Below are 24,430 nucleotides of genomic sequence, written 5' to 3'. Positions count from 1 at the left end.
ACGCGGCTTAACGTTCGTCGAGGATTCTGCCAAGCCTTGCTTTGATTGCCATGGAAGTGAAACGCCGAGTGCGCAGCCGTGCAAGAGCCTCTTCCGGCGTGAGCTGTCGTTTTGCGGTCATCTCGAAACGACGCATTTTGGTCGATAGCTGCATAAAGTCGAACATCGAGAATGACTGCTTTCTGTTAATCTGTTCCGATGATGGAACGCCGCTGATGTGACGAACGACATCCGGATCGCTCCACATCGCGCGTAGATCGCGGAAATCCGTCATCTGATGGAGCGAGAGACGCAATCTTTCGGTTTCGATCACGCGGCTCTCCCTTCCCGCTCACCAACACGCAAGGCACGCTCCACGGCATGCCGGAGAGGCTCCATGTCGCCCTCGGTCGTAATCCAGAGCGTTGCCCCCTCGAGTTGCGCGAGGGTATCCGCTGCAACGGATGCCGGTTCGAAAATCGTCCCGGTTTTCAGAATCCCAGCCATCGCATCGCGTAATCGCGCGAAAAACACCCGCACGGCATCCCGAGCGTCTGGTGTCTGCGCTGTCACGCCATAAGCGAGATGCAGCCCCACACAACGTCCTCGTGTCTCGAACGTCTCCGCAATCCGCCCGATCAATGTCTGCCAGGCTCCACGCCAGTCCGTCGCGGGGTCCGGGAGATCGACCAGCACGTCGTCGAGCGTCAGCGCCAGCACCTCGCGCACCAGAGATTCCTTCGACGGAAAGCGCGTGTAGAGGCTTTGCGGGCGCAGGCCCACACGATCGGCCAGATCACGCATGGATGCTCCTTCGTAGCCATGCTCGCGAAACAGTTCACGGGCTTCGACAACGATCCGGCGGATAGGAACGGCTTCTCTCATTTCACCTTTGACTCACGAACGGTCGTTCGTCACAGTAGGATGCATGGTGCCACCGGGCAAGCCCCGTGCGCCTCCAGCCCTCTTATCTCCGGTCACAGGACACCCCGTGATGCTTCTCTATGATCTGGACGTCTCCGGAAACTGCTACAAGATCCGACTTTTTGCTGCGCTGACCGGTACGAAGCTGGACCTCGTTCCGGTCAATCTCGCGTCGGGTGAGAACCATGATCCAAACTTCCGGAAACTGAACCCGTTCGGGGAAGTCCCGGTTCTGGTGGATGACGACCTCACACTTCGGGATTCCCAGGCCATTCTGGTTTACCTCGCCGGTCGGCTGAGGGATCGCACCTGGTGGCCCGAAGACGCTCTGTCACAAGCCACCATCACACAGTGGCTTTCAGTGGCGTCGAGCGAGGTTCGCAACGGCCCCAACGCTGCCCGTCTGATCCGGAAATTCGGGTACCCCCTCGATATGAACACCGCCATGCGCTGGACCGACAAACTCCTGCCGCTGCTCAATGCGCATGTCGGGACACAGGACTGGTTTGCGCTAAACCGCCCTACGATCGCTGACTGCGCTCTCTTTCCCTATCTCACACTGGCGCCCGAAGGTGGTATTGACTTGGCTCCCTACCCATTTCTCGGCCGCTGGCTCGATCGCGTCCGAAATCTGCCGGGTTTCATCTCCATGCCGGGTCTGTAATCGACAGATGCTTCACACGGCCATCAGGAGGCGGACTGAAACGCCTTGCGGCCTTCCGCATCCAGCGCCGCGAAGTCTTCGTCGGACAGGGTGATGTCAACGGCGGCGACGTTCTGTTCCAGATGCGTGACTTTGGACGTTCCGGGGATCGGCAGCATGACCGGGCTGCGTCTGAGGATCCAGGCCAGGGCAATCTGGCCGGGCGTGGCGTTATATTTTCCCGATATGGTGTCGAGTATCGAGCCCGGTTTTGCGAGATCGCCGGCGGCGAGCGGAAACCAGGGGATGAAGCCGATGCCCTGGGCGGTGCAATAGTCGAGCACGTCCTCGCTGGTACGGTCGACCAGATTATAGCGGTTCTGGACGGTCGCGACGTCGAAGAATTTCGAGGCCGCCTCGATGTCCGCGACGGATACCTCGCTCAACCCCGCGTGGCGGACGAGTTTCTGATCGAGCAGCGATTTGATGGCGTCGAACTGCTCGTCCGCCGGAACCTTCGGATCAATGCGGTGCAACTGCCAGAGATCGATCTGTTCGACCCCGAGATTGCGTAGGCTCTTATGCACCTGCTGAAGCAGGTATTCCGGTCGCCCGACCGGCTTCCATATATCCGGCCCCGAACGTGTCAGGCCGCCCTTCGTGGCGATCACGAGGCCCCTCGGGTAAGGATGCAGCGCCTCGCGGATCAGCCATTCTGACACATCCGGACCATAGGAATCGGCCGTGTCGATGAAGTTGACGCCGAGTTCCGGAAGCCGCTTCAACGTGCGGATAGCTTCGTCGTGATCGGCGGGTGGCCCCCAAACGCCTTTGCCTGTAATACGCATCGCGCCGAAACCCAGGCGGTTGACGTCGAGATCGCCACCGATTTTAAAGCTGCCGGATCTGGTGGCGTCATGGCTCGAAGTGCTCATTGTCCTACCTTTCCTCAAGAATGTGCCCGCCTCGGCGGGCACCAATGTCTTCGCCAGCATGTCACGTTATAGATGTGGGTAGGCATCCGTACCAGGCAACAGCGGCGATCATGATCGCCTTACGGAAAGGCGGGTTCAGAAAATGACTGTCGGCAAGGCCTTTCGTTCCTGCAACCGCGCGAGCGCGCCCATCAAGGAAGAGGTGGAATCCATCCGCTCGGAAAAGCCGAAACGATAAATTTTATTCACGTCCGAAATAACGTCGGTCTCGGTATGGAAGATGAAATCTCCGAAACCCCATCCTACAAGACGGGCGATATCCGGTTCGACCAATCCATGTCGTTCAGCCAGTTCCCGCCATAGTGGACCTTTGTCGGCCATGTGGCGCGTGAGCGTCAGGGGCACCGGCGACGCGACCGCGAGACCGAGATGCGATCCGACATCTTCCCACATCCGCTCCCAGCGAAAAACATCACCGTTCGTGACGTTGAATGTCTCTCCCCCAGCCTGCGGCGTGATGGCCGCCCAATGGCTGGCACGGGCCAGCAAACCGGCATCCGTAAACTGAACAAGCTGCCGATAGGCGCGCTCGGTTCCTGGGAAACGGAGCGGAATACCAAGCGCTCGCGAGATTTCGGCGAAAACCCCGACGACAAGGGCAATGTTCATCGGATTTCCGATCACGTCGCCCACCACGACGTCGGGGCGCAGGGCGACGTAATCCCAGGACGCGCGTCCGGCATAGGCCCGCAGAACCTCTTCCTGCGCCATGTAAAGGTTCGGCGGCATATGCGGCGGATCATTCTCACGGGCAGGCGTGCGGACCACAGCGCCCAGATGGATGCCATAGATCTTGAAGCCCTGATAAATCACGACCCGTTGTAAGGGAGCGTTGACAGCACCAAGCCCATCAAGCAGATGGCGTAGCATTCCGGCGTTGCGGTTCGCTTCAATCGCAAGGTCTGGATCGGGAGAGAGAGACGCATAGAACAGATGCGTCGTGTCCCTCGCCCGCGCCAAGGCCTCTCGCGTGGACGCGGCGTCTGTGAGATCGACGGTCAGGGAGTCGAAATCCGCAACCGTCTGCCGTCCCAGCGTCCGGACCTTCCATCCCTGACGGCGAAGTTCCTGTGCGGTGGCGTTCCCGATGATGCCGTTTGCCCCGGCGACAAGGGCGACTGGTTGGGTCATGATCGTTCTCTCACGCCTTGAGCCGCTGTATGACCAAAGCCGCGACACGTGCCGCCGAGGCCGGATTCTGACCGGTCACGAGATTGCCGTCCTGTATGGCGAACGATGTAAAGTCAGGGCCGCGTTCGTAGAGAGCGCCTGATGCACGCAAACGGTCCTCAAGCAGAAACGGCACCGTATGCTCCAGTCCGACAGCCCGCTCCTCACTATCGGCAAAAGCGCTGACACGGCGCCCGGCGACGAAAGGCGTCCCGTCCGCCTTCCGGGCAGAGAGCAGTCCCGCCGGGCCGTGGCAGACCGCCGACACGATCCGGCCACTTCGGTCGAACTGTTCGATCAGACGCGCGAGCGCGGAATTCTCCGGATAGTCCGTCATCGTTCCGTGTCCCCCAGGAAGAAACACCGCGTCAAAGCCGCTGAGATCGATATTCGTGAATTTCGGAGTATCGGCGACCCTATGCCTGAACGCCGGGTCTGACAGATAGCGTTCCACCGATGCCTCGTTCTGGCCGGCTTCTTTCACGCTCCGTGTATCGATCGGTATGGCGCCCCCTTCGATGGAGGCAAGCGTGACCTCGCCGCCCCCATCCCGGAACGCATAGAACGGCGTCGTCAGCTCCTCCAGCCACACGCCGGTCGCATGGCCGCTCTGCCCCAGCTTGTCCGCAGACGTCGCGATCATGAGGATGTTCATCCGTGTTTTGCCTCCCTGTTTCTCCGGCGCGTCGCGTCGCCGCGTCTGGGCGATGCTCGACCCGTGGGCTGCGAACCACGCGACACCTGCACCCAGCATCAGTTCCCGGCGACCGCGCATGGCCGTTTTCTCCCTTTTGAAAACAGGAACCTAAGCCCTCACAGCCATCACGACATCAAAGAAGACAGGCGGGCTGCCATAATTTTTGTTATAGGTAGCCCATGTCGCTTTTGCACCTGCGCACCTTTGTCGAAGTCCACAGATGTCGTTCGATCAGCGAAGCCGCACGGGCATTGTCGCTGACCCAGCCGGCCGTTTCGCAACATATCGCATCACTGGAAGCACAACTGGGGCGGGCATTGTTCGTCCGCCATACGCGCGGTGTAAGGCCCACCGCCGCTGCGGACGATCTGGCGATGACAATCGGAGACAGTCTCGACCGGGCTGAAACAGCATTGGCGGCGGCGAAGGCCCGATCGGCCGATCTCACCGGGACACTGCATCTCGCGGCGCCGGCGGAGTATCTGGGCGAGTATGTGGCGCCGCGTCTTGCACCCCTGATCGAAGCCGGACTGGACCTGCGCCTGCATATCGGCGGTCGCGACGCCTTGTACGACTGGCTGTTGTCGGACACCGTCGATCTGGGACTGACGGCGTCCCTCCCGGAGGATCCACGCCTGAACTGGGCGCAACTCGGAATCGAAACGCTGCAAGCCGTGGCCATCCCGGACATCACCGACCGCATCCATCATCTCGGCCTGAAGGACGGACTGCGCGTGGTGCCACATATTGCCTACGATCTCGAACGCCCGCTGCTTCGCACCTGGCTGAGTGCGAACGACCTTGCCGTCGATCGGCCCCCTGTCGCGACCGCTCCGGATATGCGCGTATTGCGCGCGATGCTTATGGCGGGCATCGGCTGGTCGGTCCTGCCCGACTATCTGACGCGGGAGCAGCGGCAGGCCGGCACCCTACGAGAGATCGCGGCACCGAAAGCCGTTCCGCGCAACGCATTTCACCTGGTATGGGCGCGCACCGCGCTGCGACACCCCCGCGTGGCTTTCGCCCGGGAGGCATTACTGGCGGTACTGTCCGAATAACGTTCTGTTATCGAGCATAATATTCTCTATCCAAACGACTTCACTTTCCAAATCCACGACCATGCGAACTCCGCCAAGCTTGACGGAAGCGTCCCTTTTCTCTATTTACCGGTCGGTCACTTATGGAGGTGCTCATGACCTGCTCCCTTGAAGACGCCAGACGTGTCATCGCCGCAGCCGAAACCGAAGCCCTGACGATCGGCCAGCCCATGAACATCGCCGTGGTCGATGCAGGCGGACATCTCGTCGCGCATGCCCGGATGGATGGCGCACGGATCGGTGCGATCGACATAGCCATCAACAAGGCGTTCACAGCCCGGGCGTTCGACATGAGCACGGCCGACCTCGCCGAGCATAGTCAGCCTGGAGGCCCGTTCTTCGGCATTCACAGCTCGAACAACGGGCGCGTGATAATCTTTGCTGGCGGGGTGCTGCTGCGGCGCGGTGAACAGATTGTCGGCGCGATCGGAATCAGCGGGGGTTCCGGCGAGCAGGACGAGCGCGTCGCCCAGACCGGGGTGCAGGCGCTCTGAGAGTGCCTTCATGGAGTAGCCGCATGGCACTGGGTGCTCCGGCAAGGAACCTGACCACCGCAACCCTGACGACCGTATCGAGGTCGTCGGGGACTTTCATCTCGTAGACCCAACGACGAACCGCCAGATAAAACAGTTCGCCGTGCAGCCCCCAGGCCATTTCGGTTTCCTCCGGCAGAAGAGGAACTTCAGCGGTGTCGGGAAGACCAGTCGTCACCCGCAACTCCCGTGCCAATGGCTCGACGACCCTTGCCTGGACCAGTTCCAGATAACGCTGGGTAATACCGACTCCTTTCAGGCCGGCGAACACGAAGATCCTGACCCAGTCATAGCGGAAGATCGCCTGAAGATAGGCCCGGTAGAACTGTGTAAGACGCTGCTCGAGTGCGATGGTGCGGTCGGCGAGCAAGACCTCCCATTCAACCTGCCAGCGTCCGAGATAGACTTCCTCATAGACCCGGTCGATCAGGGCCTCCTTGGTCGGGAAGTAGCGGAAGAGATTCTGGTGCGTGATACCCAACCGTTTCGCCAGATCGCGCAACCCGCCGTCGAATCCGACCTCGGCGAAGAACGCGACGGCGCCATCGACGATCTCACGCTCACGGTCTTCCGGATCGAGGCGACGCCGCTTCCGTTGCGGCGAGGCTGATCGCACCCCTTTCGGCGCGCGCACGACGCCAGCATCCGATCCGTTATCATCCGCCATGCTGGCGCCGCCTCCCCCCGCCTGTGCGAACCATTCTAGCGAAACAGATGACCGATCGGCAAATACGCTTGACGAACGACCCCTGGTATCTGCATTTTAGTTACCGTCCGGTCATTAGTGATTTGCGCCGCGACGACGGCCTTTTTGGCCAGTTCAACGATTATCGGAGACAGACCACATGTCAGACGAACGTTTCACTGAGGGCAAGCGCGCCTTCGAGGAGATCACCGGCGTACCGGCCTCCGCCTTCCTCGATTCACTGGCAACGACGGCACCCGAACTGGGCCGTTTCGTCATGGAATGGGAATTCGCCGATGTTTACGGCCAGACGCGGCTGGATGCGCGACTGCGTGAAGCGGTGATGATCGCCGCGTGCGCGGCGCTTGGCGCCACAGCGGCGGGCGTGCTGCGTCTGCGTGTCGGCTCGGCTCTGCGCGCGGGCCTGACGCGCCGGGAAATCGCCGATATCTGCGTGCAGACAGGCATCATCGCCGGCGTTCCCTCGGCCCTGGCCGCGTTGCAGATTGCGGGCGAGGTGTTCGCCGGAACGCCGGAAGGATAAGCCCTGCCCCGCTTTTCCGGCACGGGCGGCACGCATCGCGCACGACTGCTTCCGTTCAGACTGATGAAGCATGTTCTGCCCGCCGGATGGGGGCGGATCTTGGCGCTGGGCCTGATCCTTGTTGCATCCGGGGCGGTCCTCGCGACCCGGATGAGGCTGCATGGCGACGCGATCGATCTCTGCCTGCACTGCGAAAGCACGAATGACGCCTTCGTGCATGCGGATACGGTCGTGCTCTCCGCCCACGTCGCCGGATACGTCACGCGGGTTCCGGTCGCGGACAACGCACGGGTCAATGCCAGCCAGACCCTCGTGACGATCCAGGACGATGATTATCGAGCCCATCTCGCCGAAAGGGACGCCATGCTCGGTGCGGCCAGAGCGGCGCTGGAGGTCGTGCAACGGCAAATCGGGATGGAGACGGCGCAGATCGCGGGGGCGGAAGCCGCATTACGCATGGCGGAAGCCGATGTCGCGCAACGGCGTCTGGAACGACGGCGTCAGCACGATCTCATTACCGACGGCAGCACGTCCCATCGCGACCTCGAAATCGCGGACGCCGATCTGGCCCGTCTGTCGGCGCAGCGGGATCGCGACGCCGCCCTTGTGGATGCGGCCCGCCGGGCTCAGGACGTGCTGCGCGCCAAACGCGTGCAGGCACAAGAAGACGTCTCGGCAGCCGTATCGGCGCGCGAACTCGCCGCAATCGACCTCGGCTACACGCGGATCGCCAGCCCTGTCTCCGGTCAGGTCACCGCGCGGATGGTCTATGTCGGCGAATATGTCGGTATCGGCACCCAGGTGGCACGGGTCGCGCCACTGCCGGACGTCTGGATCGTCGCGAACTTCCGCGAGGTGCAGCTGACACATATGCAAGTCGGACAGACCGCGTCGATCACGATCGATGCCTTCCCCGGCGCCACCTTTCGCGGGCATGTGGACAGCATCGGACCCGTGTCGGGCGCCGAGACGGCCCTGCTGCCACCCGACAACGCTACCGGCAATTTCACCCATATCGTTCAGAGATTTCCCGTCAAGATCGTCATCGAGCCGGATCAGGCGGGCATCGACCTCCTGCGACCCGGTATGTCCTCACACGTCTCGGTGCGGACTCTCGTCGCCATACGGAGAGATGCGCCATGACGTCCGAGATGCGAGGACAGCTTCTCACGGGAAGCTGCGGTGTCTGCGCGGCCTGGATGGTCATGATGTCGACGCGGTTCTTCGCGCTGTCGCTGCCGGATATCGAAGGCACGCTGGGGATCGGCCCGGATGAAGGATCATGGCTGACCGCAGGGTATCTGGCCTTCGAGCCGGTCGGTGTCGGCCTGGGATGCTGGCTCGCCGTGATCTTCTCTCTGCGCCGGATCATGCTCCTCGCGATCACGCTATTCGCGACCTCGTCCGCCATCGCGGCCATGACGCATGACTTGACAGTGATGATCCTGGCGCGATCGGGCATGGGGCTCGCCGCCGGAATCATCATTCCGCTCGCCATCATCACCGAGTTGCGGACCTTCCCCCCGACATGGCGCGCGCTGGCGATCGGGCTCTATGCCTCGGCGGCGACGATGGCGCCGCAGGCCGCCGCATCGCTGGATGTCTGGCTCGTCGAACGCTGGGGAACGCCGGCGATCTTCTGGATCGCGATCCTGCTGGGAATGGTCGCGTTCGTCTGTGGATATCTCGGGCTATGGCGGGAGCGGATTCGCTGGCTGTTGTTCGCGCGTGCCGACCTGCGGGTGGTCACGCTGTTTTCAATGGGGACCATTTTGCTTGGTGGAGGCCTCAGTCAGGGAAACCGGCTGCACTGGTCGGAGACGCCGCTGATCCTGTCCGCCGTCATCATCGGTGCAGCACTCCTGCTCGGAGCATTCTGGCTCGGGGGACGCCGGGTCGTTCACCCTATCCTGATGACGCGATTGCTGACCCGCCGCAATGCCCTGCTCGGCGCACTGATCGCCATTCCCTATCAGTTCGCATCGGTCCTTTCCGGTGGTCTGGTACCGGCATTCCTCGTCGATATACCCGGTTACCGACCAGAGCAGATCGCGCCGGTGCTGGACGCGGCGTTCTGGCCGCAGGCCGTTGCGTACCCGGCCTGCATCGTGACGCTGCGCTACGGATGGATGGAAGCCCGGACCTTTCTCGTGTTGGGCTTCGGACTGAACGCACTGGCCTGCCTGCTCGACCTCAACGTCACCAGCGACTGGATTCCCGACAATTTTGTCGTGGGGCAGATCCTCCAGGGGATCGGCCTGCCGTGGATTCTCCTACCCTTGCTGATGCTGTTCGTGGGCGACGTGGTGCCGAGTGAGGGGCTTTATGCCGCCGCCATCTTCAACGTGGCGCGCAGCCTTGCCGGCACCGTCGCGACCGCGTGGGCGGCAACCGGGCTGCGGCTGCGGGCTGAGGGACGCTATGGCGAACTGCTCGCCAGCACCGGCCTCCAGCCACACCACCGCACGCTCGCAGCGTGGAATGGCTTGGGCGCCCTGCCCTGGACGACGCCAGATCGGGTCCTGCTGGACCACCGTGCGCGATCGGTGGTCGGCGCACTCGTACGACACCAATCGATCGTCATCGGCTTTTCGACGCTGCTGGCCGACCTCGCGCTGATGCTGGCCGCAACCTGTGTCATTGCTGCCTGCATGCCCCCGGCCGGTGCCGATCGGCCGGGAGAGCGATCATGAACATGGCGCGTGCGGCCTCCATCCTTGCGCTCATGGTCGTCGCCGGCTGCACCGTCGGGCCGGATTATGTCGCGCCCCATGCGGAGGGACCGGCCCAATGGGTGGGCCGGCCCGGCGTCCCAAGCCTGTCGGTTCCGGATGAACTCTGGTGGGCCGGATTCCACGACCCGCAACTGAGCCGCCTCATCCATGAGGCGCTGACACGCAACAATGACCTCGCCGCCGCAGAGAAACGCGTCGAGGCCGCGCGCGACCAGATCCGGATCGAAGCGGCGGCGTCGTCACCCGTCATCGGCCTTGGCGGTATCGCCGAGAACAGACGTCAGTCGCAGACGATCCAGTGGCCTCCTAGAGCGAGTGCGGGAGATTACCGGTACTGGTCTCTCGGGTTCGACGGTTCATGGGAACTGGACCTGTTCGGGATGACGCGGCGCCGGACGGAAGCCGCACGGGCATCGCAGGCCGAAATGGCAGCCGAACTCGACGGGCTGCGCCTGCGCCTGCTTGCGGAGGTAGGCGCGGATTATGTGACGTGGTGCGCAGCCCTGGCCCGGCTTCAGGTCGCGAAGGACCGCATCGCCCTTGTCGCTCGCCAGCGTGATCTCGTGACACATGAGTGGCACGCCGGTGCGCGCGGCCACGCCGATGTGGATCAGGCCGAAGCGGATCTCGCCGCCGCCCAACAGACTGTACCGCCCCTTCTCGCGCAGGCCACGGAGATGAAGAACGCCCTCGCGATCCTGACCGCGACGACACCCGAGGCCATGCAGTTGACGCCGCGCGCGGACCTTTCCATCCCTCTACCGCCAGCGCGGCCGCCGTCACTTCCCTCCGAAGTGCTGACGCGCCGGCCGGATATCCAGGCCGCGACATTCCGCTATGCGCGGGACAGTGCGGAGATCGGGGTCGCGGTCGCCTCCCTGTACCCGAAAGTCGCGATCCCACTGGATTTCGGGGTGACGACCAGCACGCTGCATCAGGCATTCACCACTGCCAGCCTTCTGTGGCAACTCGGCGTCACGGCCGGCGAGACGATCTACGCCGGAGGGCGTCGCACCGCGCAGATCGACGCGGCGCGCCTGCAACGTGACGCGGCCTGGCTGGGTTACCGGCAGGCCGTGCTCAATGCGCTGCGCGATGTGGAAGACCGGCTCGCCACGATAGGCGATAACGAAAGTCGGCTCTCGTCCGTAGGCCTCGAATTGCACGCGGCCCAGGAAAAGCTCCTGCATGCTCAACGACAATACCGAGATGGAGAGGACGATCTGGCACCATATCTTGTGCAAGGCATTACGTCGGACAGAATTCACGATCAGGGATTGACGACCCAGCAAGAAACAGTTCTGGTCAGCATCGCACTCTATAAAGCACTGGGGGGTGGTTGGCGTCCCGTCCTTTCGGGAGGCAGCGGATGAAGACGCAGCATCGCGACTTCTTCACACCATCCGAAGTTAACTCCGGATGAAACGGCCACCATTCGATCTGTGGCAACTGCTGTGCGTACGGGCGATCGCGGAGCACGGCAGTATCCACGGCGCGGCACGATTCCTGAACACAAGGCAGTCGGCCGTCAGCCGATGCCTGCATAACCTTGAGGAGCGACTGAATGTCACCTTGTTCCTCCGCTCCCCGGCCGGTGTCACACCCACCACATTCGGTCTTGAATTCATCAGATGGAGCCACACGATCCTTGATAATGTGGCCGGCATGAATGCTCGTGCGCGCCGGACAGGTAAAGGCGAGAGCGGGCAGATCGCCATCGGCATCCAGACCTGCGTCCTGCCTGGAAGACTCCTGTCTTTCACGTCAGAGTTCCGAACCACGCATCCTGATATCGTCTTTCGATATTCCGAAGGCACGGGCAAAAGATTGCTGCGACGGCTCCAGCGTGGGCAGATCGATTTCGCCGTCGTCACGCGCCGCAATCTGGCGCCAGCCTTGCAGGTCACACCTCTGTGGAGCGACCGCATCGTGGCGGCTCTCCCGGCTGGTCATCCATTGGCGGCACGACAAGAACTCTCCTGGACGGACCTGAATCATCAGATGTTCCTGATCGGACGCGACAACGCGGGTCAGGACTTCGAGGCACTTATCCAGCGCAAACTCGGGGAGACAGGGATCCGCCCAAAAATCCGACGCCATGATATCGGCAGCAACAGGATCGTCGCACTCGTCCAGAACAACGAAGGCATCGCCCTGCTACCCGCCTCGTGGTTGCCACTGATCCGCGATCGGCATGGGCACGACGTCGCAATCATGGACATACGTGACGCAAACGGTTCCTCTCATCTGGAATTCGGAATCGTCTGGCGACCCGACAATGAGAATCCCTGCGCCCGGAGCTTCGCCCGATATATCGAAGCCCGCAGACCATGAAACTATTTTCCTGACAGATGACTTTTTTCCTTTCTCCGTGCTCTAGCGAACCCCTTATCCGACATCATGAACTGCCGGAGCATGGGCGCGACCAGCCGGGCCGGATCCGTTGCCCCGTCACTACCGGACAGAAGTGCTGCATAAGCCAGCAGATCGCGATAAATATCGGGAGGTAGCGCCACAGTCATTTTCACCGGTTTCTCGTCGGGAAGCTCCCTGATCTTCAACTCTGTCATCGTGGACGTCCTCCATTCTGGTAAGGCTTGAGCAACAGGTCGTGTCCAACAAGAATCGTAAACGGCAGCCCCGGCCGATCGGTGAGCGTTGGCTGGACGTTGAGGCTGCGATCGATCAGGCGATTGCCAACCATCGAGAAGCCATTGCTGGCACCGCTGCGGATGGCCTGGGCCAGATTGTTCTCGCTCTGGCTGGTTCCAGCCTCTGATCCCACGCTGAGCAGCGTGGTCACGAGCGCGGCCCTGAAAAGCTGTCCCCAATGATTATTCACCTCGTCGGACAGACCGGACTGGCCGATCGCGTCGCCGCCCGGCAGCTTTTCCAGGACGAGGCTCTCGCCGTTCGGAAAGATCAGCCGTGTCCAGATGATCTGCGTGCGCTGCTGCCCGAAGGAGACGCTGCTGTTATAGGCCCCGAACAGCGTGGCGCCCTGCGGGATCAGGAGGTAACGGCCGGTCGGACTGTCATAGACGTTCTGGGTGACGTGCCCGACGATCTGGCCGGGAAGGTCGGAACTGATTTTCGTGTTCAGCGCGCCGGCGATCACGGTCCCGGCTTGGAGCACATAGGGCGAGACGGGCGGCATGACGCGATCCGGGCTGACGGTCAGCCGATCTGGCTGGCCTGACAGAAACGCCCGGTTGGCGGTCTGTGCGTCCGCCGAAGGGACCGCCGCCCCCTGAGAGCCGGAGGCGGCCGCCATGGCGGGAGCGGGCTGGTCGCCGCCCTGGTCCCGTTTCCCTGTGCCCGTCTGCACGAACAGGCGGCTGGCGATCGCGGCTTCGATCTCCTGTTGCGCACGGCGGTCATCGCCGCCTGACACGGTCTTTCCCTGCTCCTGCGCGTGCAGGATGGTATGCCCCAGATCACCGGGAAGAGCTGGTCCCAGCTTCGGCACGTCTTTGCCGACATAATCGGACGGCAGCCCTGCCAGACCATCGGCGGACGGGTGGGCATCCGTATCCTGGGACGCAGCCGGGGGAACCGTCTGACGGCTGCTTTCCAGCGCGTAGCCCAGAGCGAACGCCACCGCGATCATGCCCACACCTCCCAATGACCAGACCACGGTGCGTGACAGCCGCACCACACGCGGGCGTTCCGCCCGCAGGCGCAGATCGGGCGGCGGGGATGCTGCTGGTGCGGCAGGATTACCCTCGCCTGCCGGGGTTTCCCCACTCATGACTTCCTGCCATCCGTCCGGACAATGCGCACCCGCTGCTCGGAGTGTTTATCCCCCAGCCGCAGCTCGGCAGCGGCAAATAGCCGATCCACGACCATCCAATTCTGCCGAACCCGATAATTGACCAGTTCAGGGCCGCCATCGGCCCCCAGCACGAACAGGGGCGGCAGTTCGCCCTGCCCGATCCCGGCCGGAAAGGCGATATAGACCCTGTGACCATCATCAAAGGCACGGTTGGGAAGCCAGGGTGGTGTGCCCCCTTTTACCGGCTGGATGGCGTAGCGGAAATTCAGGGCGTCGAGAGTGAGGCCCGCATCCACCGGCGCTTCGTCCTCTGCCGCGCTGTCCTGCCGATGCAGGGCGATCAGGCCATCCTCGGGGTAATTCCACGATACCGACGCCATGTAGGTCGCGGGCGTGGAGCGCAGCTCCGCCAGATAGGTCCGTCGGTCGGTATTGACGATCAGGTTGGTGGTGAGATCCGGGCGCGTGGGCTTGACCAGAATATGGATGCGTTTCGTCGTCCCTGCCCCGCTTTCGGTATCACCGATAATCCAGCGCACCGTATCCCCGGCCGCCACCGGTCCGGTGCCCACCAGCTTTTCACCCTGCTGGAGTATGATGTCAGTGATTTCTCCAGGCGAGGCGTAGACCTGATAGAGAGCGCCCGGACTGTAGGGATAGACCTGCACCGCGTTGATGAACCCGGCCCGTGTGGGCTGGATGCGGGCGGCCAGATTGGCCTGCGTAACGCGCACGGTCGGATCAACGATTTCGGGGGCCGGATGGGCCGTGCGCCGGGATGGCAGCGGCTTGAGCTGGCCCGGCAGGGGAAGGATTTTCGGGACTTCCACCACCTGAACCGGCTTCGGTGGATCGGGAAGTCTCGTTGCGCGTGCGGCATCGTCATAACGGATGACAGGTGGATGATACTGTCCCGCGCAGGCGGACAGGGCGAGCAGCACCACTGGAAACGCGCGCATGACCATACGAATCATTGACCAAGCTCCTTCGACCAGTTGATGGCGGACACGTAGATACCCAGCGGGTTTTTACGGAGATGATCGGCATCACGCGGCGTACGCAGCACGATGGACACAATGGCTGTCCATCGCTCCGTGCCCGTAAAGGCGCCATCGCGGTAATGCCGCTCGGTCCAGGCAACACGGAAACTGCCGGGCGAGGCGCGGATCACCGAGGCGATATCCACCTCCACCTGTTCATGTCCGATGCGCGAGAACGGATCGTTGAGACGGGCATAATCGTTCAATGCCACCGCACCCGACGTGGTGGTGAAGTCATAGGCCCGCAGCCAGTTGTGCCGGACCACAACGGCATCGGACGACAGACCACGGACATCGCCAATGAACTGCGCCAGATACCAGGCGATCTGCGGGTCGGCAGGCGTATAACCCGCTGTCGCCGGAGCGACGACCTGCGCCTGCCCCAGCCGATCGACCTGCACGACCCAGGGCACAACGGTCCCCCGCATAGATTGCCAGATCAGTCCCGCGCCAAGTCCGGCGGACAGGACTAATGAGCTGAAGGCCATCAGCCGCCAGTTGCGGGCCTGGACGCGGGCGGAGCCGATGCGGTCATCCCAGATCTGTGCTGCTTTCTGATAGGGTGTCACGGGCTCGGGCGTGGTCCCGTAACGTATGGTGGAGCGACGGAACATCATTCTTTCTCCGAGAGGTCGATGGATGCCGCCCCGCCCCCACCATCAGCGGAGCGGATAACATGGGCAGCCTCGGCGGCATGGGCTGCGGCATTGCGGCGCTTCATGCTCCGTGCCCAGCGCGGTGGCTCGCCGCCGGTTGTCGGACCGGAACCGCCATCGGGACCAGACGGACCAGAACCGGCAGGGCCGCTACCCGTGGGGTCACCACCACCACCGGATGAACTGCCGTCACCGCCATCGCCCGTTGGACTGTCGCCCCCCATCCCGCGCGCGGCCCAGCGTCCGCCGGCGGCGTAACTTCCCTTCAGGGAGGAACCTGCACGCGAGGCCGCCCCTTTGGCGGCTTTCGCGATATTCCCGCCGACAGCCCGGCCCATGCCTCCGATCCCGGCAGCCATGCTGCCCGCGCCACCAGAGGCGCCGGCGGCTCCGGCCGAATAGGCGGACGTGGCCGCCCCGGCGATCGCGGCCCCTCCCCGCGCAGCAGCAGCGGTCGCACCGATGGCGGCGGCACCGCCAGAGGCAACGGCTCCAACGCCCGCCACCGCCGCAGCACCCATGGCGCCCACCGCCATCCCAGTGCCGACAGCGGCCCCCGCGCCAAGCTGGGGTGCGCCGGAGATCAGCCCATTGGCGATGCTGCCACCAAAAATGGAGAGCCCAACAATCGCGAGCGAAGCCAGCACCACCGATACAGATTGCCCGATCGTGGGAACATCGCTGCCGTAGGAGATGGTGAACTGTTTGAAGAGCACCGAGGCGATGGCAGAGATCACCGCCAGCACCATGATCTTCACACCCGACGAGACAACATTGCCCAGCACCTTCTCGGCCAGAAAGGCGGTGCGATTGAACAGGGCGAACGGGATCAGCACGAAGCCTGCCAGCGTGGTCAGCTTGAATTCGATCAGGGCGACAAAAAGCTGCACGGCCAGAATAAAGAATGCCGCCAGCACGATCAGCCAGGACAGGCAGAGCACGAAGATCTGGATGAAATTCGTAAAGAAGGCGACCGGGCCAAGAAGATTATGGACAGAGTCCAGAAGCGGCTGGGCCGCATCGAAACCGGTCGAGGCCAGACGACCGGGACGCAGGAAATCCGAAAGTGCCAGCGTTCCACCGCCGACTTTCAGACCGAGGACCGCGAAGCTGTCGAAGACAATCTTCGAGAGCGCATCGAAATCGTTGATGACCCAGGCGAAGAACCCGATATACAGCGTCTTCTTCACCAGACGCTGGATGATGTCCTCATCCGCCGCCCAGGCCCAGAACAACCCGGCCAAAGCGATATCCAGCACGGACAGTGTTCCGGCCAGTGAGATCACGTTGCCCTTCACCAGGCCGAACCCACTGTCGATGGTGGAGGTGAAAGTGTTCAGGAAGATATCGATAACGCCGACATCATTGGTGGCCATGGCGGTCAGTTCCCGCTGCTGCCGAACATCGACACGGTGCCGGGCACGTAAGCGTCATGCTGGGAGAAATGCTGGTATTGCGCTTCGCTCTCCGCTTCCGTTGCGGCCTCGCGCGCCTGTTGCAGGGCCGAGGCCCGCCCATTGGCGGCAAGTTCGGCCTGAATGTCAGAAAGCTGGCGTGATTGCAGGGCCAGAAGCTGATTGCCCGCCTGAGCAGCCTGCAACGCCCCGGTGGAGGTCTGGCTGGAAGACACAAGCTGGCTCATGGCCAAACTGTCGCTGGGGATGTTGCCCACCACCCGCGCCTGCAGCTTCAGGGCGTCCTCAAACCCACCGACGGAATTCTGCCAACGGGTCTGCGCCTGAGAAAACAGTGCGCCGTCGGACATGCCTGAAGAGACGGAGGTATACGCCTGCTGATACTGCTGCTCAACGGACTGGACGCTGTAGGCAATGTGCTGCGCCTGCGCGAGGAGCGCCGTGGTCTGGGAAATCGTCGATTGCAACGTCGACAATGTGGACAGCGGCAGGCTCGCCAGATTGCGCCCCTGGTTGACGAGCATCTGGGCCTGATTGGCGAGAGAGGTGATCTGGTTGTCGATCTGCTGGAGCGTGCGGGCCGCGATCAGCACGTTCTGGATGTGGTTCGCGCCGTCATATACCGCCCATTGGGCATGGGCCGGATGCAAGGGAGAGAATGTCCCGCAAACCGCCAGCATTGCAGACGTCAGAAGAACACCCCGTCGGAAATGTTTTTCGCTCGCACGACCGAAAAATTCAGCCCAAGGCCGGAAAGACTTTTCCGTCATGGCACACCCCCTTCCCGCAGAAGGTCAGCCGCCCACATGACACCACGCGCCTCGAACCAGGCAGGGAGAAAGTCCTCCCGCCCATGTTCCGCCAGAACCGCATCGATCAGCCTGTGGTCGTCCTTGCCGGACGCGGCGCACAGCGCCAGCGCCACCGGACCAAGACCGAGTTCAAACAGCCTGTTTCCCCGCTGGGTCTGGCAATAATACTCCCGCTTCGACGCGGCACGCGAGATAATGGCGATCTGCCGGTCATTCAGACCGAAGTCGCGATAAATCGCCATGATCTGCGGTTCGATGGCGCGCTCGTTCGGCAGGAAGATCCGCGTCGGGCAACTTTCCACCACGGCCGGGGCGATGGGTGAATTGGCGATATCCGACAGGGACTGCGTCGCGAAGATGACGCTGGCGTTTTTCTTACGCAGCGTTTTCAGCCACTCCCGCAACTGACCGGAGAAATTCCCGTCATCCAGCACCAGCCAGCCCTCATCGATAACCAGTAGCGTCGGGCGGCCGTCCAGCCGTCCCTCAATGCGATGAAACAGGTAGGACAGAACGGAAGAGGCAGCGCCGGAACCAATCAGCCCCTCGGTCTCGAACACCATCACATCGGCATCACCCAGCCGCTCGGCATCCGCATCCAGCAGGCGACCATACGGACCACCCAGGCAGTATGGGGCCAACGCCTGTTTCAGGGCGTTGGACTGGAGCAACGCTATCAGGCCGGACAGGGTCCGCTCCTGAACCGGCGATGACGCCAGGGAATTCAGCGCCGACCAGAGATACGCCTTGACGTCGGGGGTCAGCGTCACCCCTTCTGCGACAAGGATCTGCCCCAGCCATTCGTTGGCCCATTTGCGCTCGTCGGGATCATCGATCCGCGCCAGCGGCTGGAGCGAGACGGCGGGAACACCATCAGCCTGATCCTTCGTCAGACCGCCCCCGAGATCGTGCCAGTCTCCGCCCATGCCGAGCGTGGCGGCGCGCATGGAGCCACCGAAATCGAAGGCGAAGATCTGCGCTCCCACGTACCGGCGGAACTGCAATGCCATCAGGGCCAGCAGCACACTCTTGCCTGCTCCGGTCGGTCCCGCGATCAGCGTGTGCCCCACGTCGCTGGCATGGAGAGAAAACCGAAACGGCGTGGCCCCGGCGGTCTTGCCGTAGAACAGCGGCGGCGCCTTGAAATGCACATCCCGGTCCGGTCCCGCCCACACGGCGGAGAGCGGGATCATGTGGGCCAGATTCAGGGTCGAGACCGGGGGCTGGCGGACATTGGCGTAGACGTGACCGGGCAAGGAGCCGAGCCACGCCTCCACCGCGTTGAGACTTTCCGCCATGCAGGTGAAGTCGCGACCCTGAATGATTTTCTCGACCAGCCGCAGCTTCTCCGCGGCGATGGAGGCGGAACCGTCCCACACCGTGACGGTCGCCGTAATATAGGCCTGCCCGACATCATCGGCACCAAGAGATTGCAACGCCAGATCGGCATCCGCCGCTTTGTTGGCGGCGTCATTGTCCACCAGAACCGAGGCCTCGTTGGTCATGACCTCCCGAACAATGGCCACAATACTCTTGCGTTTTGCGAACCACTGCCGCCGGATCTTCGTCAGCACCTTCGTCGCATCGGTCTTGTCCAGCAGGATCGCCCGCGTGGACCAGCGATAGGGCATCGCCAACCGGTTCAGGTCATCAAGGATTCCGGGAAACGTCCGCGATGGGAAACCGGTAATGGTCAGAGTTTTCAGATAGGCATCACCGAGCTTCGGCTCCAGCCCACCCACGAGCGGCTGATCGACCAGCAGGGCGTCGAGGTGCATCGGAATTTCTGGCACCCTGACGCGCTGGTTCCGTGTCGAAATGGTGGAATGGAGATACGTCAGCGTTTCGCCATCGTTCAGCCATGCCGCCTCGGGCATGAACCCGTCCAGCAGGGCCAGCATCCGATCGGTGCGATCAATGAAAGAATTCAGTATGCCATGCGGGTCCGGCCCTTCGCGTTCTCTACCCTCATAAAGAAAACGCTCGGCGCGACCTGATGATTCCGCCGGTGGCAGCCACACCAGGGTCAGGAAATACCGGCTCTCGAAATGCGCGCCCTCATCCTCAAACTGTTCCCGACGCTCCAGGTCGACCATCTGTGAAGCGGCGTCGGGAAAATCGCTCTCGGGATAAAGCGTTGCCGGGACGCGCTGCGCTTCCACGAACACGGCCCAACCTGAACCGAGCCGGCGCAGGGCATTGTTCAGACGCCCCGTGACACCCACCAGTTCGGCAGGTGTTGCGCTATCCAGATCGGGACCACGGATACGTGCCGTGCGCTGGAAGGAACCGTCCTTGTTCAGGACAACCCCATTTTCGACCAGCGCCGCCCAGGGAAGGAAATCCGATAGGAGGGAATTCCGGTTACGATATTCGCCAAGGGACATCATGGCCGGTCTCCCTATGCCCGCAGCCAGGCGGGGTAGCGGAGATGCCGCCGCCCCACCTCGATGAAGAACGGATCGCGCTTGGCGCCCCAGACCGCCAGCGTGTGCCCGACGACCCAGAAGACGGCCCCGATCAGCCACAGGCGCAGGCCCAGTGCGATCGCAGCCGCCAGCGTACCATTGGCAATGGCGACGGCACGCGGAGCGCCGCCCAGCAGGATCGGGTCGGTCAGGGAGCGATGCACCGGGACATGAAAGCCCGACACCGCGTCATCATCATATCCGGCGGCCATCAGATCAACGCCCCGCCCGAGAAGGAGAAGAAGGACAGAAAAAACGAGCTGGCGGCAAAAGCGATGCTGAGTCCAAAGACAATCTGGATCAGTCGACGGAACCCGCCGGATGTTTCCCCGAAGGCCAGGGTCAGACCGGTCACGGTGATGATGATCACAGAGACGATCTTAGCGACCGGCCCCTGCACGGATTCCAGGATCTCGTTGAGCGGGTTTTCCCACGGCATGCCGGAGCCGGACGCCCAGGCCGACGATACGAAAAACAGCGACAGAAGCGTGGACGTTCCGAACATGCGGATATCCGGCACATGCCGATCAGGCCGTGCAACGGCGCACACGATGGCGCGCAGACGTGAAGGCGTCCTCATGATGACTCTCCATTGTCAGAGAATGATGTTTCGGAAGATGGAAGGCTGGCGGGCCGGATGTGATAGGCTCCCGTCACGGGATCGAGGCCATCCACTGTGGCCAGTTCGGACAGGCGGCGCGCCGTGCCACGCCCGGACAGCACGGCGATGACGTCAATGGTTTCCGCAATCAGGGCGCGCGGGACGGTGACGACGATTTCCTGAATCAGTTGCTCCATGCGATGCAGCGCGCCGATGGCGGTGCCAGCATGGAGCGTGCCAATCCCACCGGGATGCCCCGTGCCCCACGCCTTGAGGAGGTCGAGCGCCTCCGGGCCACGCACCTCGCCGATGGGAATACGGTCAGGGCGCAGCCGTAGCGCTGAGCGGACCAGTTCGGACAACGTGACGACACCATCACGGGTGCGCAGCGATACGAGATTGGGCGCCCGGCATTGCAGTTCGCGCGTATCCTCGATCAGCACCACGCGGTCGTCGGTTTTAGCAACTTCGGCCAGCAGGGCGTTGACCAGCGTGGTCTTGCCTGTGGATGTGCCGCCCGCGACCAGGATATTTTTACGGTCCGCGACTGCCTGGCGAAGATATGCCGCCTGCCCTTCTTCCATGATCCCGGCTTCGACATAATCGTCGAGCGTGAACACGGCGACGGCGGGCTTGCGGATCGCAAAACTCGGTGCCGTCACTACGGGTGGGAGCAAACCCTCGAAACGCTCGCCCGTCGGGAGTTCCGCCGAAACACGCGGCGCCGCTTCATGCACCTCCGCCCCGACATGATGTGCGACCAGTCGCACGATGCGTTCGGCGTCAGCCGGTGTGATCGTCTCCCCGGTATCACCCAGCCCCTCGGACAGGCGGTCGATCCACAACCGTCCATCGGGATTAAGCATCACCTCGACCACGGCAGGATCAGCAAGATGCCCCGCGATCGCCGGTCCCATCGCCGTGCGCAGCATGGACATGCCACGCTGTCGGGCTCCACTTTCAATCGATGTGACCGCCATGAAAATCCCCGCCTCTGCGGGTCATCCGGCCTCTCCGGACGACGACGGGGACAATTAGAGAGTGCTGCTTTCTCCCGATTTCAACAGTATTTTCCTACGATCGTACAGAATCGTAGGGGATGCGGTTTTTACTTGCGGATTGCGGGATCAGGTTTCTGGCGCTGGAGGCACATCGTCGGGAATCTCCTGCCGAAAGACCGGTCCCCGACTGAGTCGTCGGCCAAGGGCAGCCACGAACGCTTCGTAGCGTTCCGCCCCCTGTGCCCGCGCGGCAGCAGCTGCCGGTTCCGGCAAGGGTGGGCTGACCATCATCCAGTAGCGGATGAACAGAGCCAGCGTCTCAAGGCTGATCCCAAGATCGCGCTCCATACGGGCGACCTGCCGGTCTAGACGATCCAGCCTGCGACTCATCGCCGCTTCCCGTCGCTCATCAGCATCGGGCGACAGAAAGGATGCGATAGCCGCTTCCGCCACCAGGGAAAGGGAGAGATCGCGCCGCGTAGCGTGCGCGGTCAGGGCATCGAGCAGTTTCGGTTCCAGATACACCGACAGCCGCACCTTCTTCTGGGATATTCTCATTGCACCCTCACAACCCAAGGTCATTGCCACGGTCGAGCCCGGCCTGCCGGGCAATCCGCGTCAGGTCGGCACGATCCCGCGCTTCTGGATCCTGTGGTGGTTCCTCACCAAAAAGGTCCGGTGCCGTACGCCGCTTGCGTTTGCCGGTCTGCGCCGGATCATGCTCGCGCGACCATTTCCGCCCCGTGCCGAGCGATTCATCGCTATCGGCATCGTCGGGCCTGTCAGGCTCCGCCGCCGACGTTTTCTCCGGCGGCGGGGTGGCAGGAAGCGTGCGGCCACTCCAGTCATCAGGTCGCACGGGCCGTGGCAATTGCGTGGGATCCGGCGGTAGCAGCACGCGCTCGACGAACCGGCGGTCCCGGAAATACCGCGCCTTCCGCGCCCTGATCGGCGGGCAGCCCGCCACCATGACCACCTCATCGCGCGCCGGAAGCTGCATCACCTCGCCGACCGTCATCAGGGGGCGTGCGCTCTCCTGCCGTGACACCATGAGATGCCCGAGCCAGGGCGACAGCCGGTGGCCGGCATAGTTCTTCTGCGACCGGATTTCTGTGGCCACCCCCAGACCATCGGATACCCGCTTTGCCGTGCGCTCATCGTTGGTGGCGAAACTGACCCGGACATGGCAATTATCCAGGATGCTGTTGTTCTGACCGTATGCCTTGTCGATCTGATTCAGGCTCTGGGCGATCAGGAACGCCTTGATCCCATAGCCTGCCATGAAGGCCAGAGCGCTCTCGAAGAAATCCAGCCGGCCAAGGGCAGGAAACTCGTCGAGCATCAGCAGCAGGCGACGCCGCCCCTCCCGGCCGGACAGATCCTCCGTCAGCCGTCGCCCGATCTGGTTGAGGATCAGGCGGATCAGCGGCTTGGTACGGCTGATGTCCGAGGGCGGGATGACGAAATACAGGGAGACAGGCTGTTCACCCTCCAGCAGATCACTGATCCGCCATTCGCAGCGACTGGTCACCGTCGCCACCACCGGATCACGGTAGAGACCAAGAAACGACATGGCGGTGGACAGCACGCCGGAGCGCTCGTTGTCCGATTTGTTGAGCAGTTCCCGCGCGGCCGACGCCACGACGGGATGCGGCCCCTTCCCGTCCAGATGGTTCGTGCGCATCATGGCGGACAGGGTCGCCTCGATCGACCGTTTCGGGTCGGAGAGGAATTTCGCCACCCCGGCGAGGGTCTTGTCGTCCTCGGCGTAAAGCACATGCAGAATCGCCCCGACCAGCAGGGCATGGGAGGTCTTTTCCCAGTGGTTGCGCCGTTCCAGCGATCCTTCGGGATCTACCAGAATATCGGCGATGTTCTGCACGTCGCGGACCTCCGACGCCCCGCGCCGGACCTCCAGCAGCGGATTGTAGGCCGAGGAGGCCGGATTGGTGGGATCGAACAGCAGCACCCGCCCGAAGCGATTCCGGAAACCGGCGGTGATCTGCCAGTTCTCGCCCTTGATGTCATGAATGATGGCCGAACCCGGCCAGGTCAGAAGTGTGGGGATCACCATGCCCACCCCCTTGCCGGTGCGCGTCGGCGCGAAGATCAGGACATGCTCGGGGCCATCATGTCGGAGATAGGCCCGGCGGTATTTGCCCAGCACAACGCCATTTTCGCCCAACAGCCCCGCCGCGCAGATTTCCGCATCTTCGGCCCAGCGGGCAGAGCCATAGGTCGCGGCCCGCTTCGCCTCGCGAGCACGATAGACTGACAGCGCCACGGCTGCGCTAAAAGCCAGCACCCCGCCGGAACCCGCGATCCACGCCCCACGGGCAAACACCGCTGGGGCGTAGGCATCGAACTCGTACCACCACCAGAAAAACAGCGGCGGGGCATAGACCGGCCAACGGTGCAGGACCGTGAACCACGGTCGGCCGAGTTCCGGCTGGAACGCCAGTTCCCACGCCGTCCATTGTGTCGCCGTCCACCAGGACAGCACGATCATGGACAGGACCACGAATGCCTGCCCCCACTGAATCCGTGTTCCCGGCTGGTCCATCATGTCCTCCCCTTGTCATGGGAGATAGCGAAGAACCGCGATTTTCTGGGACGCAAGCAGGATCTGGCACTCATCGTACCAGAGCGGGCAGGAGCGA

General features: G+C 62.8%; 26 protein-coding genes. 8 read left to right on the top strand and 18 right to left on the bottom strand.

Annotated elements, in window-relative coordinates; all coding sequences use genetic code 11:
• Positions 1-7: 7 nt before the first annotated feature.
• Positions 8-313 carry a GNAT family N-acetyltransferase gene (locus tag EDC31_RS10330; protein ID WP_042058564.1) on the bottom strand — a complete coding sequence of 102 codons (306 nt, stop codon included), beginning with the start codon at positions 311-313 and terminating at the stop codon, positions 8-10.
• The gene (locus EDC31_RS10325) at positions 310-864 is read right to left on the bottom strand and encodes a TetR/AcrR family transcriptional regulator (RefSeq protein WP_042058562.1); all 555 of its coding nucleotides are present in this window, start codon (positions 862-864) and stop codon (positions 310-312) included. Before EDC31_RS10325 ends, EDC31_RS10330 begins: the two co-directional genes overlap by 4 nt.
• Positions 865-973: 109 nt before the next feature.
• Here EDC31_RS10325 and EDC31_RS10320 point away from each other — a divergent pair, with 109 nt between their 5' ends.
• Positions 974-1,567, top strand: coding sequence for a glutathione S-transferase family protein (locus EDC31_RS10320; protein WP_042058558.1), 594 nt, complete (start codon positions 974-976; stop codon positions 1,565-1,567).
• A 23-nt stretch (positions 1,568-1,590) separates the two neighbouring features.
• Here the strand turns inward: EDC31_RS10320 and EDC31_RS10315 are convergent, their stop codons facing one another.
• From EDC31_RS10315 to EDC31_RS10305, 3 genes are all read right to left on the bottom strand, one after another.
• The gene (locus tag EDC31_RS10315) at positions 1,591-2,481 is read right to left on the bottom strand and encodes an aldo/keto reductase (RefSeq protein WP_042058556.1); all 891 of its coding nucleotides are present in this window, start codon (positions 2,479-2,481) and stop codon (positions 1,591-1,593) included.
• Between the two features lie 135 nt (positions 2,482-2,616).
• The gene (locus EDC31_RS10310) at positions 2,617-3,672 is read right to left on the bottom strand and encodes an SDR family oxidoreductase (RefSeq protein ID WP_042058555.1); all 1,056 of its coding nucleotides are present in this window, start codon (positions 3,670-3,672) and stop codon (positions 2,617-2,619) included.
• 10 nt (positions 3,673-3,682) lie between these two features.
• The gene (locus tag EDC31_RS10305; RefSeq protein WP_239641645.1) at positions 3,683-4,486 is read right to left on the bottom strand and encodes a type 1 glutamine amidotransferase domain-containing protein; all 804 of its coding nucleotides are present in this window, start codon (positions 4,484-4,486) and stop codon (positions 3,683-3,685) included.
• A 101-nt stretch (positions 4,487-4,587) separates the two neighbouring features.
• On the opposite strand from EDC31_RS10305, the gene EDC31_RS10300 reads away from it, so the two are divergent.
• Together EDC31_RS10300 and EDC31_RS10295 are read left to right on the top strand one after the other, a co-directional pair.
• On the top strand, positions 4,588-5,466 hold the full coding sequence (locus tag EDC31_RS10300; protein ID WP_042058552.1) for a LysR family transcriptional regulator: 879 nt from the start codon (positions 4,588-4,590) through the stop codon (positions 5,464-5,466).
• 122 nt (positions 5,467-5,588) lie between these two features.
• On the top strand, positions 5,589-5,999 hold the full coding sequence (locus EDC31_RS10295; protein WP_186820009.1) for a GlcG/HbpS family heme-binding protein: 411 nt from the start codon (positions 5,589-5,591) through the stop codon (positions 5,997-5,999).
• Here the strand turns inward: EDC31_RS10295 and EDC31_RS10290 are convergent.
• Positions 5,938-6,705, bottom strand: coding sequence for a TetR/AcrR family transcriptional regulator (locus EDC31_RS10290; RefSeq protein ID WP_042058550.1), 768 nt, complete (start codon positions 6,703-6,705; stop codon positions 5,938-5,940). The genes EDC31_RS10295 and EDC31_RS10290 overlap by 62 nt on opposite strands.
• A gap of 178 nt (positions 6,706-6,883) precedes the next feature.
• On the opposite strand from EDC31_RS10290, the gene EDC31_RS10285 reads away from it, so the two are divergent.
• The 5 genes from EDC31_RS10285 (at position 6,884) to EDC31_RS10265 (ending at position 12,336) form a co-directional block, all read left to right on the top strand.
• Complete coding sequence (locus EDC31_RS10285) at positions 6,884-7,267, top strand: carboxymuconolactone decarboxylase family protein (protein ID WP_042058548.1); 384 nt, start codon at positions 6,884-6,886, stop codon at positions 7,265-7,267.
• Positions 7,268-7,330: 63 nt separating this feature from the next.
• Entirely contained in the window at positions 7,331-8,410 is a 1,080-nt protein-coding gene (locus EDC31_RS10280) for an HlyD family secretion protein (protein WP_243697801.1), read from the top strand.
• Positions 8,407-9,960 (top strand): MFS transporter, encoded by a 1,554-nt coding sequence (locus EDC31_RS10275; protein ID WP_042058545.1) that lies wholly within the window; start codon positions 8,407-8,409, stop codon positions 9,958-9,960. The genes EDC31_RS10280 and EDC31_RS10275 overlap by 4 nt, the downstream gene beginning before the upstream one ends.
• Entirely contained in the window at positions 9,957-11,375 is a 1,419-nt protein-coding gene (locus EDC31_RS10270) for an efflux transporter outer membrane subunit (RefSeq protein WP_042058543.1), read from the top strand. The genes EDC31_RS10275 and EDC31_RS10270 overlap by 4 nt, the downstream gene beginning before the upstream one ends.
• Positions 11,376-11,421: 46 nt before the next feature.
• Positions 11,422-12,336, top strand: a complete 915-nt coding sequence (locus tag EDC31_RS10265) for a LysR family transcriptional regulator (RefSeq protein ID WP_042058541.1) — start codon at positions 11,422-11,424, stop codon at positions 12,334-12,336.
• A 2-nt stretch (positions 12,337-12,338) separates the two neighbouring features.
• Here the strand turns inward: EDC31_RS10265 and EDC31_RS10260 are convergent, their stop codons facing one another.
• The 12 genes from EDC31_RS10260 to EDC31_RS10205 all read right to left on the bottom strand — a co-directional run bounded on the left by EDC31_RS10260 (position 12,339) and on the right by EDC31_RS10205 (position 24,333).
• Positions 12,339-12,572: a DUF2274 domain-containing protein gene (locus tag EDC31_RS10260; RefSeq protein WP_042058539.1), complete on the bottom strand. Its 234-nt coding sequence runs from the start codon at positions 12,570-12,572 to the stop codon at positions 12,339-12,341.
• Positions 12,569-13,753, bottom strand: coding sequence for a TrbI/VirB10 family protein (locus tag EDC31_RS10255; RefSeq protein ID WP_042058537.1), 1,185 nt, complete (start codon positions 13,751-13,753; stop codon positions 12,569-12,571). The genes EDC31_RS10260 and EDC31_RS10255 overlap by 4 nt, the downstream gene beginning before the upstream one ends.
• Positions 13,750-14,751, bottom strand: a complete 1,002-nt coding sequence (gene trbG, locus EDC31_RS10250) for a P-type conjugative transfer protein TrbG (RefSeq protein WP_042058535.1) — start codon at positions 14,749-14,751, stop codon at positions 13,750-13,752. Before trbG ends, EDC31_RS10255 begins: the two co-directional genes overlap by 4 nt.
• Positions 14,748-15,431: a conjugal transfer protein TrbF gene (gene trbF, locus EDC31_RS10245; protein ID WP_042058533.1), complete on the bottom strand. Its 684-nt coding sequence runs from the start codon at positions 15,429-15,431 to the stop codon at positions 14,748-14,750. The genes trbG and trbF overlap by 4 nt, the downstream gene beginning before the upstream one ends.
• On the bottom strand, positions 15,431-16,849 hold the full coding sequence (gene trbL, locus EDC31_RS10240) for a P-type conjugative transfer protein TrbL (protein WP_042058531.1): 1,419 nt from the start codon (positions 16,847-16,849) through the stop codon (positions 15,431-15,433). The genes trbF and trbL overlap by 1 nt, the downstream gene beginning before the upstream one ends.
• Positions 16,850-16,854: 5 nt before the next feature.
• Positions 16,855-17,658, bottom strand: coding sequence for a P-type conjugative transfer protein TrbJ (gene trbJ / locus EDC31_RS10235; RefSeq protein WP_132127033.1), 804 nt, complete (start codon positions 17,656-17,658; stop codon positions 16,855-16,857).
• A complete protein-coding gene (gene trbE / locus EDC31_RS10230; RefSeq protein ID WP_132127032.1) occupies positions 17,655-20,090 on the bottom strand; it encodes a conjugal transfer protein TrbE in 2,436 nt (811 codons plus the stop codon). Before trbE ends, trbJ begins: the two co-directional genes overlap by 4 nt.
• 11 nt (positions 20,091-20,101) lie before the next feature.
• Positions 20,102-20,380, bottom strand: a complete 279-nt coding sequence (locus EDC31_RS10225; RefSeq protein ID WP_042062323.1) for a VirB3 family type IV secretion system protein — start codon at positions 20,378-20,380, stop codon at positions 20,102-20,104.
• Positions 20,380-20,748, bottom strand: coding sequence for a TrbC/VirB2 family protein (locus tag EDC31_RS10220; protein ID WP_186820010.1), 369 nt, complete (start codon positions 20,746-20,748; stop codon positions 20,380-20,382). Before EDC31_RS10220 ends, EDC31_RS10225 begins: the two co-directional genes overlap by 1 nt.
• Positions 20,745-21,749, bottom strand: coding sequence for a P-type conjugative transfer ATPase TrbB (gene trbB / locus EDC31_RS10215; RefSeq protein WP_042062324.1), 1,005 nt, complete (start codon positions 21,747-21,749; stop codon positions 20,745-20,747). The genes EDC31_RS10220 and trbB overlap by 4 nt, the downstream gene beginning before the upstream one ends.
• A 147-nt stretch (positions 21,750-21,896) precedes the next feature.
• Positions 21,897-22,328, bottom strand: coding sequence for a hypothetical protein (locus tag EDC31_RS10210; protein WP_042062325.1), 432 nt, complete (start codon positions 22,326-22,328; stop codon positions 21,897-21,899).
• A gap of 7 nt (positions 22,329-22,335) precedes the next feature.
• Complete coding sequence (locus EDC31_RS10205) at positions 22,336-24,333, bottom strand: conjugal transfer protein TraG (protein WP_042062339.1); 1,998 nt, start codon at positions 24,331-24,333, stop codon at positions 22,336-22,338.
• Positions 24,334-24,430 lie beyond the last annotated feature (97 nt).

The sequence above is a fragment of the Acidomonas methanolica genome (assembly GCF_004346035.1).
Classification (GTDB): Bacteria; Pseudomonadota; Alphaproteobacteria; order Acetobacterales; family Acetobacteraceae; genus Acidomonas; species Acidomonas methanolica.
This window is presented reverse-complemented; position numbering and strand designations above follow the sequence as displayed.

Bases quoted from the DNA above. Each gene is read 5' to 3' on its own strand.
- EDC31_RS10325 (WP_042058562.1), bottom strand. From the start codon at position 864: ATGAGAGAAGCCGTTCCTATCCGCCGGATCGTTGTCGAAGCCCGTGAA.
- trbG (WP_042058535.1), bottom strand. From the start codon at position 14,751: ATGATTCGTATGGTCATGCGCGCGTTTCCAGTGGTGCTGCTCGCCCTG.
- trbE (WP_132127032.1), bottom strand. From the start codon at position 20,090: ATGATGTCCCTTGGCGAATATCGTAACCGGAATTCCCTCCTATCGGAT.
- EDC31_RS10220 (WP_186820010.1), bottom strand. From the start codon at position 20,748: ATGAGGACGCCTTCACGTCTGCGCGCCATCGTGTGCGCCGTTGCACGG.
- EDC31_RS10290 (WP_042058550.1), bottom strand. From the start codon at position 6,705: ATGGCGGATGATAACGGATCGGATGCTGGCGTCGTGCGCGCGCCGAAA.
- EDC31_RS10315 (WP_042058556.1), bottom strand. From the start codon at position 2,481: ATGAGCACTTCGAGCCATGACGCCACCAGATCCGGCAGCTTTAAAATC.
- EDC31_RS10305 (WP_239641645.1), bottom strand. From the start codon at position 4,486: ATGCGCGGTCGCCGGGAACTGATGCTGGGTGCAGGTGTCGCGTGGTTC.
- EDC31_RS10225 (WP_042062323.1), bottom strand. From the start codon at position 20,380: ATGGCCGCCGGATATGATGATGACGCGGTGTCGGGCTTTCATGTCCCG.
- EDC31_RS10280 (WP_243697801.1), top strand. From the start codon at position 7,331: ATGAAGCATGTTCTGCCCGCCGGATGGGGGCGGATCTTGGCGCTGGGC.
- EDC31_RS10300 (WP_042058552.1), top strand. From the start codon at position 4,588: ATGTCGCTTTTGCACCTGCGCACCTTTGTCGAAGTCCACAGATGTCGT.
- EDC31_RS10260 (WP_042058539.1), bottom strand. From the start codon at position 12,572: ATGACAGAGTTGAAGATCAGGGAGCTTCCCGACGAGAAACCGGTGAAA.
- EDC31_RS10310 (WP_042058555.1), bottom strand. From the start codon at position 3,672: ATGACCCAACCAGTCGCCCTTGTCGCCGGGGCAAACGGCATCATCGGG.
- trbJ (WP_132127033.1), bottom strand. From the start codon at position 17,658: ATGACGGAAAAGTCTTTCCGGCCTTGGGCTGAATTTTTCGGTCGTGCG.
- EDC31_RS10295 (WP_186820009.1), top strand. From the start codon at position 5,589: ATGGAGGTGCTCATGACCTGCTCCCTTGAAGACGCCAGACGTGTCATC.
- trbF (WP_042058533.1), bottom strand. From the start codon at position 15,431: ATGTTCCGTCGCTCCACCATACGTTACGGGACCACGCCCGAGCCCGTG.
- EDC31_RS10275 (WP_042058545.1), top strand. From the start codon at position 8,407: ATGACGTCCGAGATGCGAGGACAGCTTCTCACGGGAAGCTGCGGTGTC.
- EDC31_RS10205 (WP_042062339.1), bottom strand. From the start codon at position 24,333: ATGGACCAGCCGGGAACACGGATTCAGTGGGGGCAGGCATTCGTGGTC.
- trbB (WP_042062324.1), bottom strand. From the start codon at position 21,749: ATGGCGGTCACATCGATTGAAAGTGGAGCCCGACAGCGTGGCATGTCC.
- EDC31_RS10265 (WP_042058541.1), top strand. From the start codon at position 11,422: ATGAAACGGCCACCATTCGATCTGTGGCAACTGCTGTGCGTACGGGCG.
- trbL (WP_042058531.1), bottom strand. From the start codon at position 16,849: ATGGCCACCAATGATGTCGGCGTTATCGATATCTTCCTGAACACTTTC.
- EDC31_RS10285 (WP_042058548.1), top strand. From the start codon at position 6,884: ATGTCAGACGAACGTTTCACTGAGGGCAAGCGCGCCTTCGAGGAGATC.
- EDC31_RS10270 (WP_042058543.1), top strand. From the start codon at position 9,957: ATGAACATGGCGCGTGCGGCCTCCATCCTTGCGCTCATGGTCGTCGCC.
- EDC31_RS10255 (WP_042058537.1), bottom strand. From the start codon at position 13,753: ATGAGTGGGGAAACCCCGGCAGGCGAGGGTAATCCTGCCGCACCAGCA.
- EDC31_RS10320 (WP_042058558.1), top strand. From the start codon at position 974: ATGCTTCTCTATGATCTGGACGTCTCCGGAAACTGCTACAAGATCCGA.
- EDC31_RS10210 (WP_042062325.1), bottom strand. From the start codon at position 22,328: ATGAGAATATCCCAGAAGAAGGTGCGGCTGTCGGTGTATCTGGAACCG.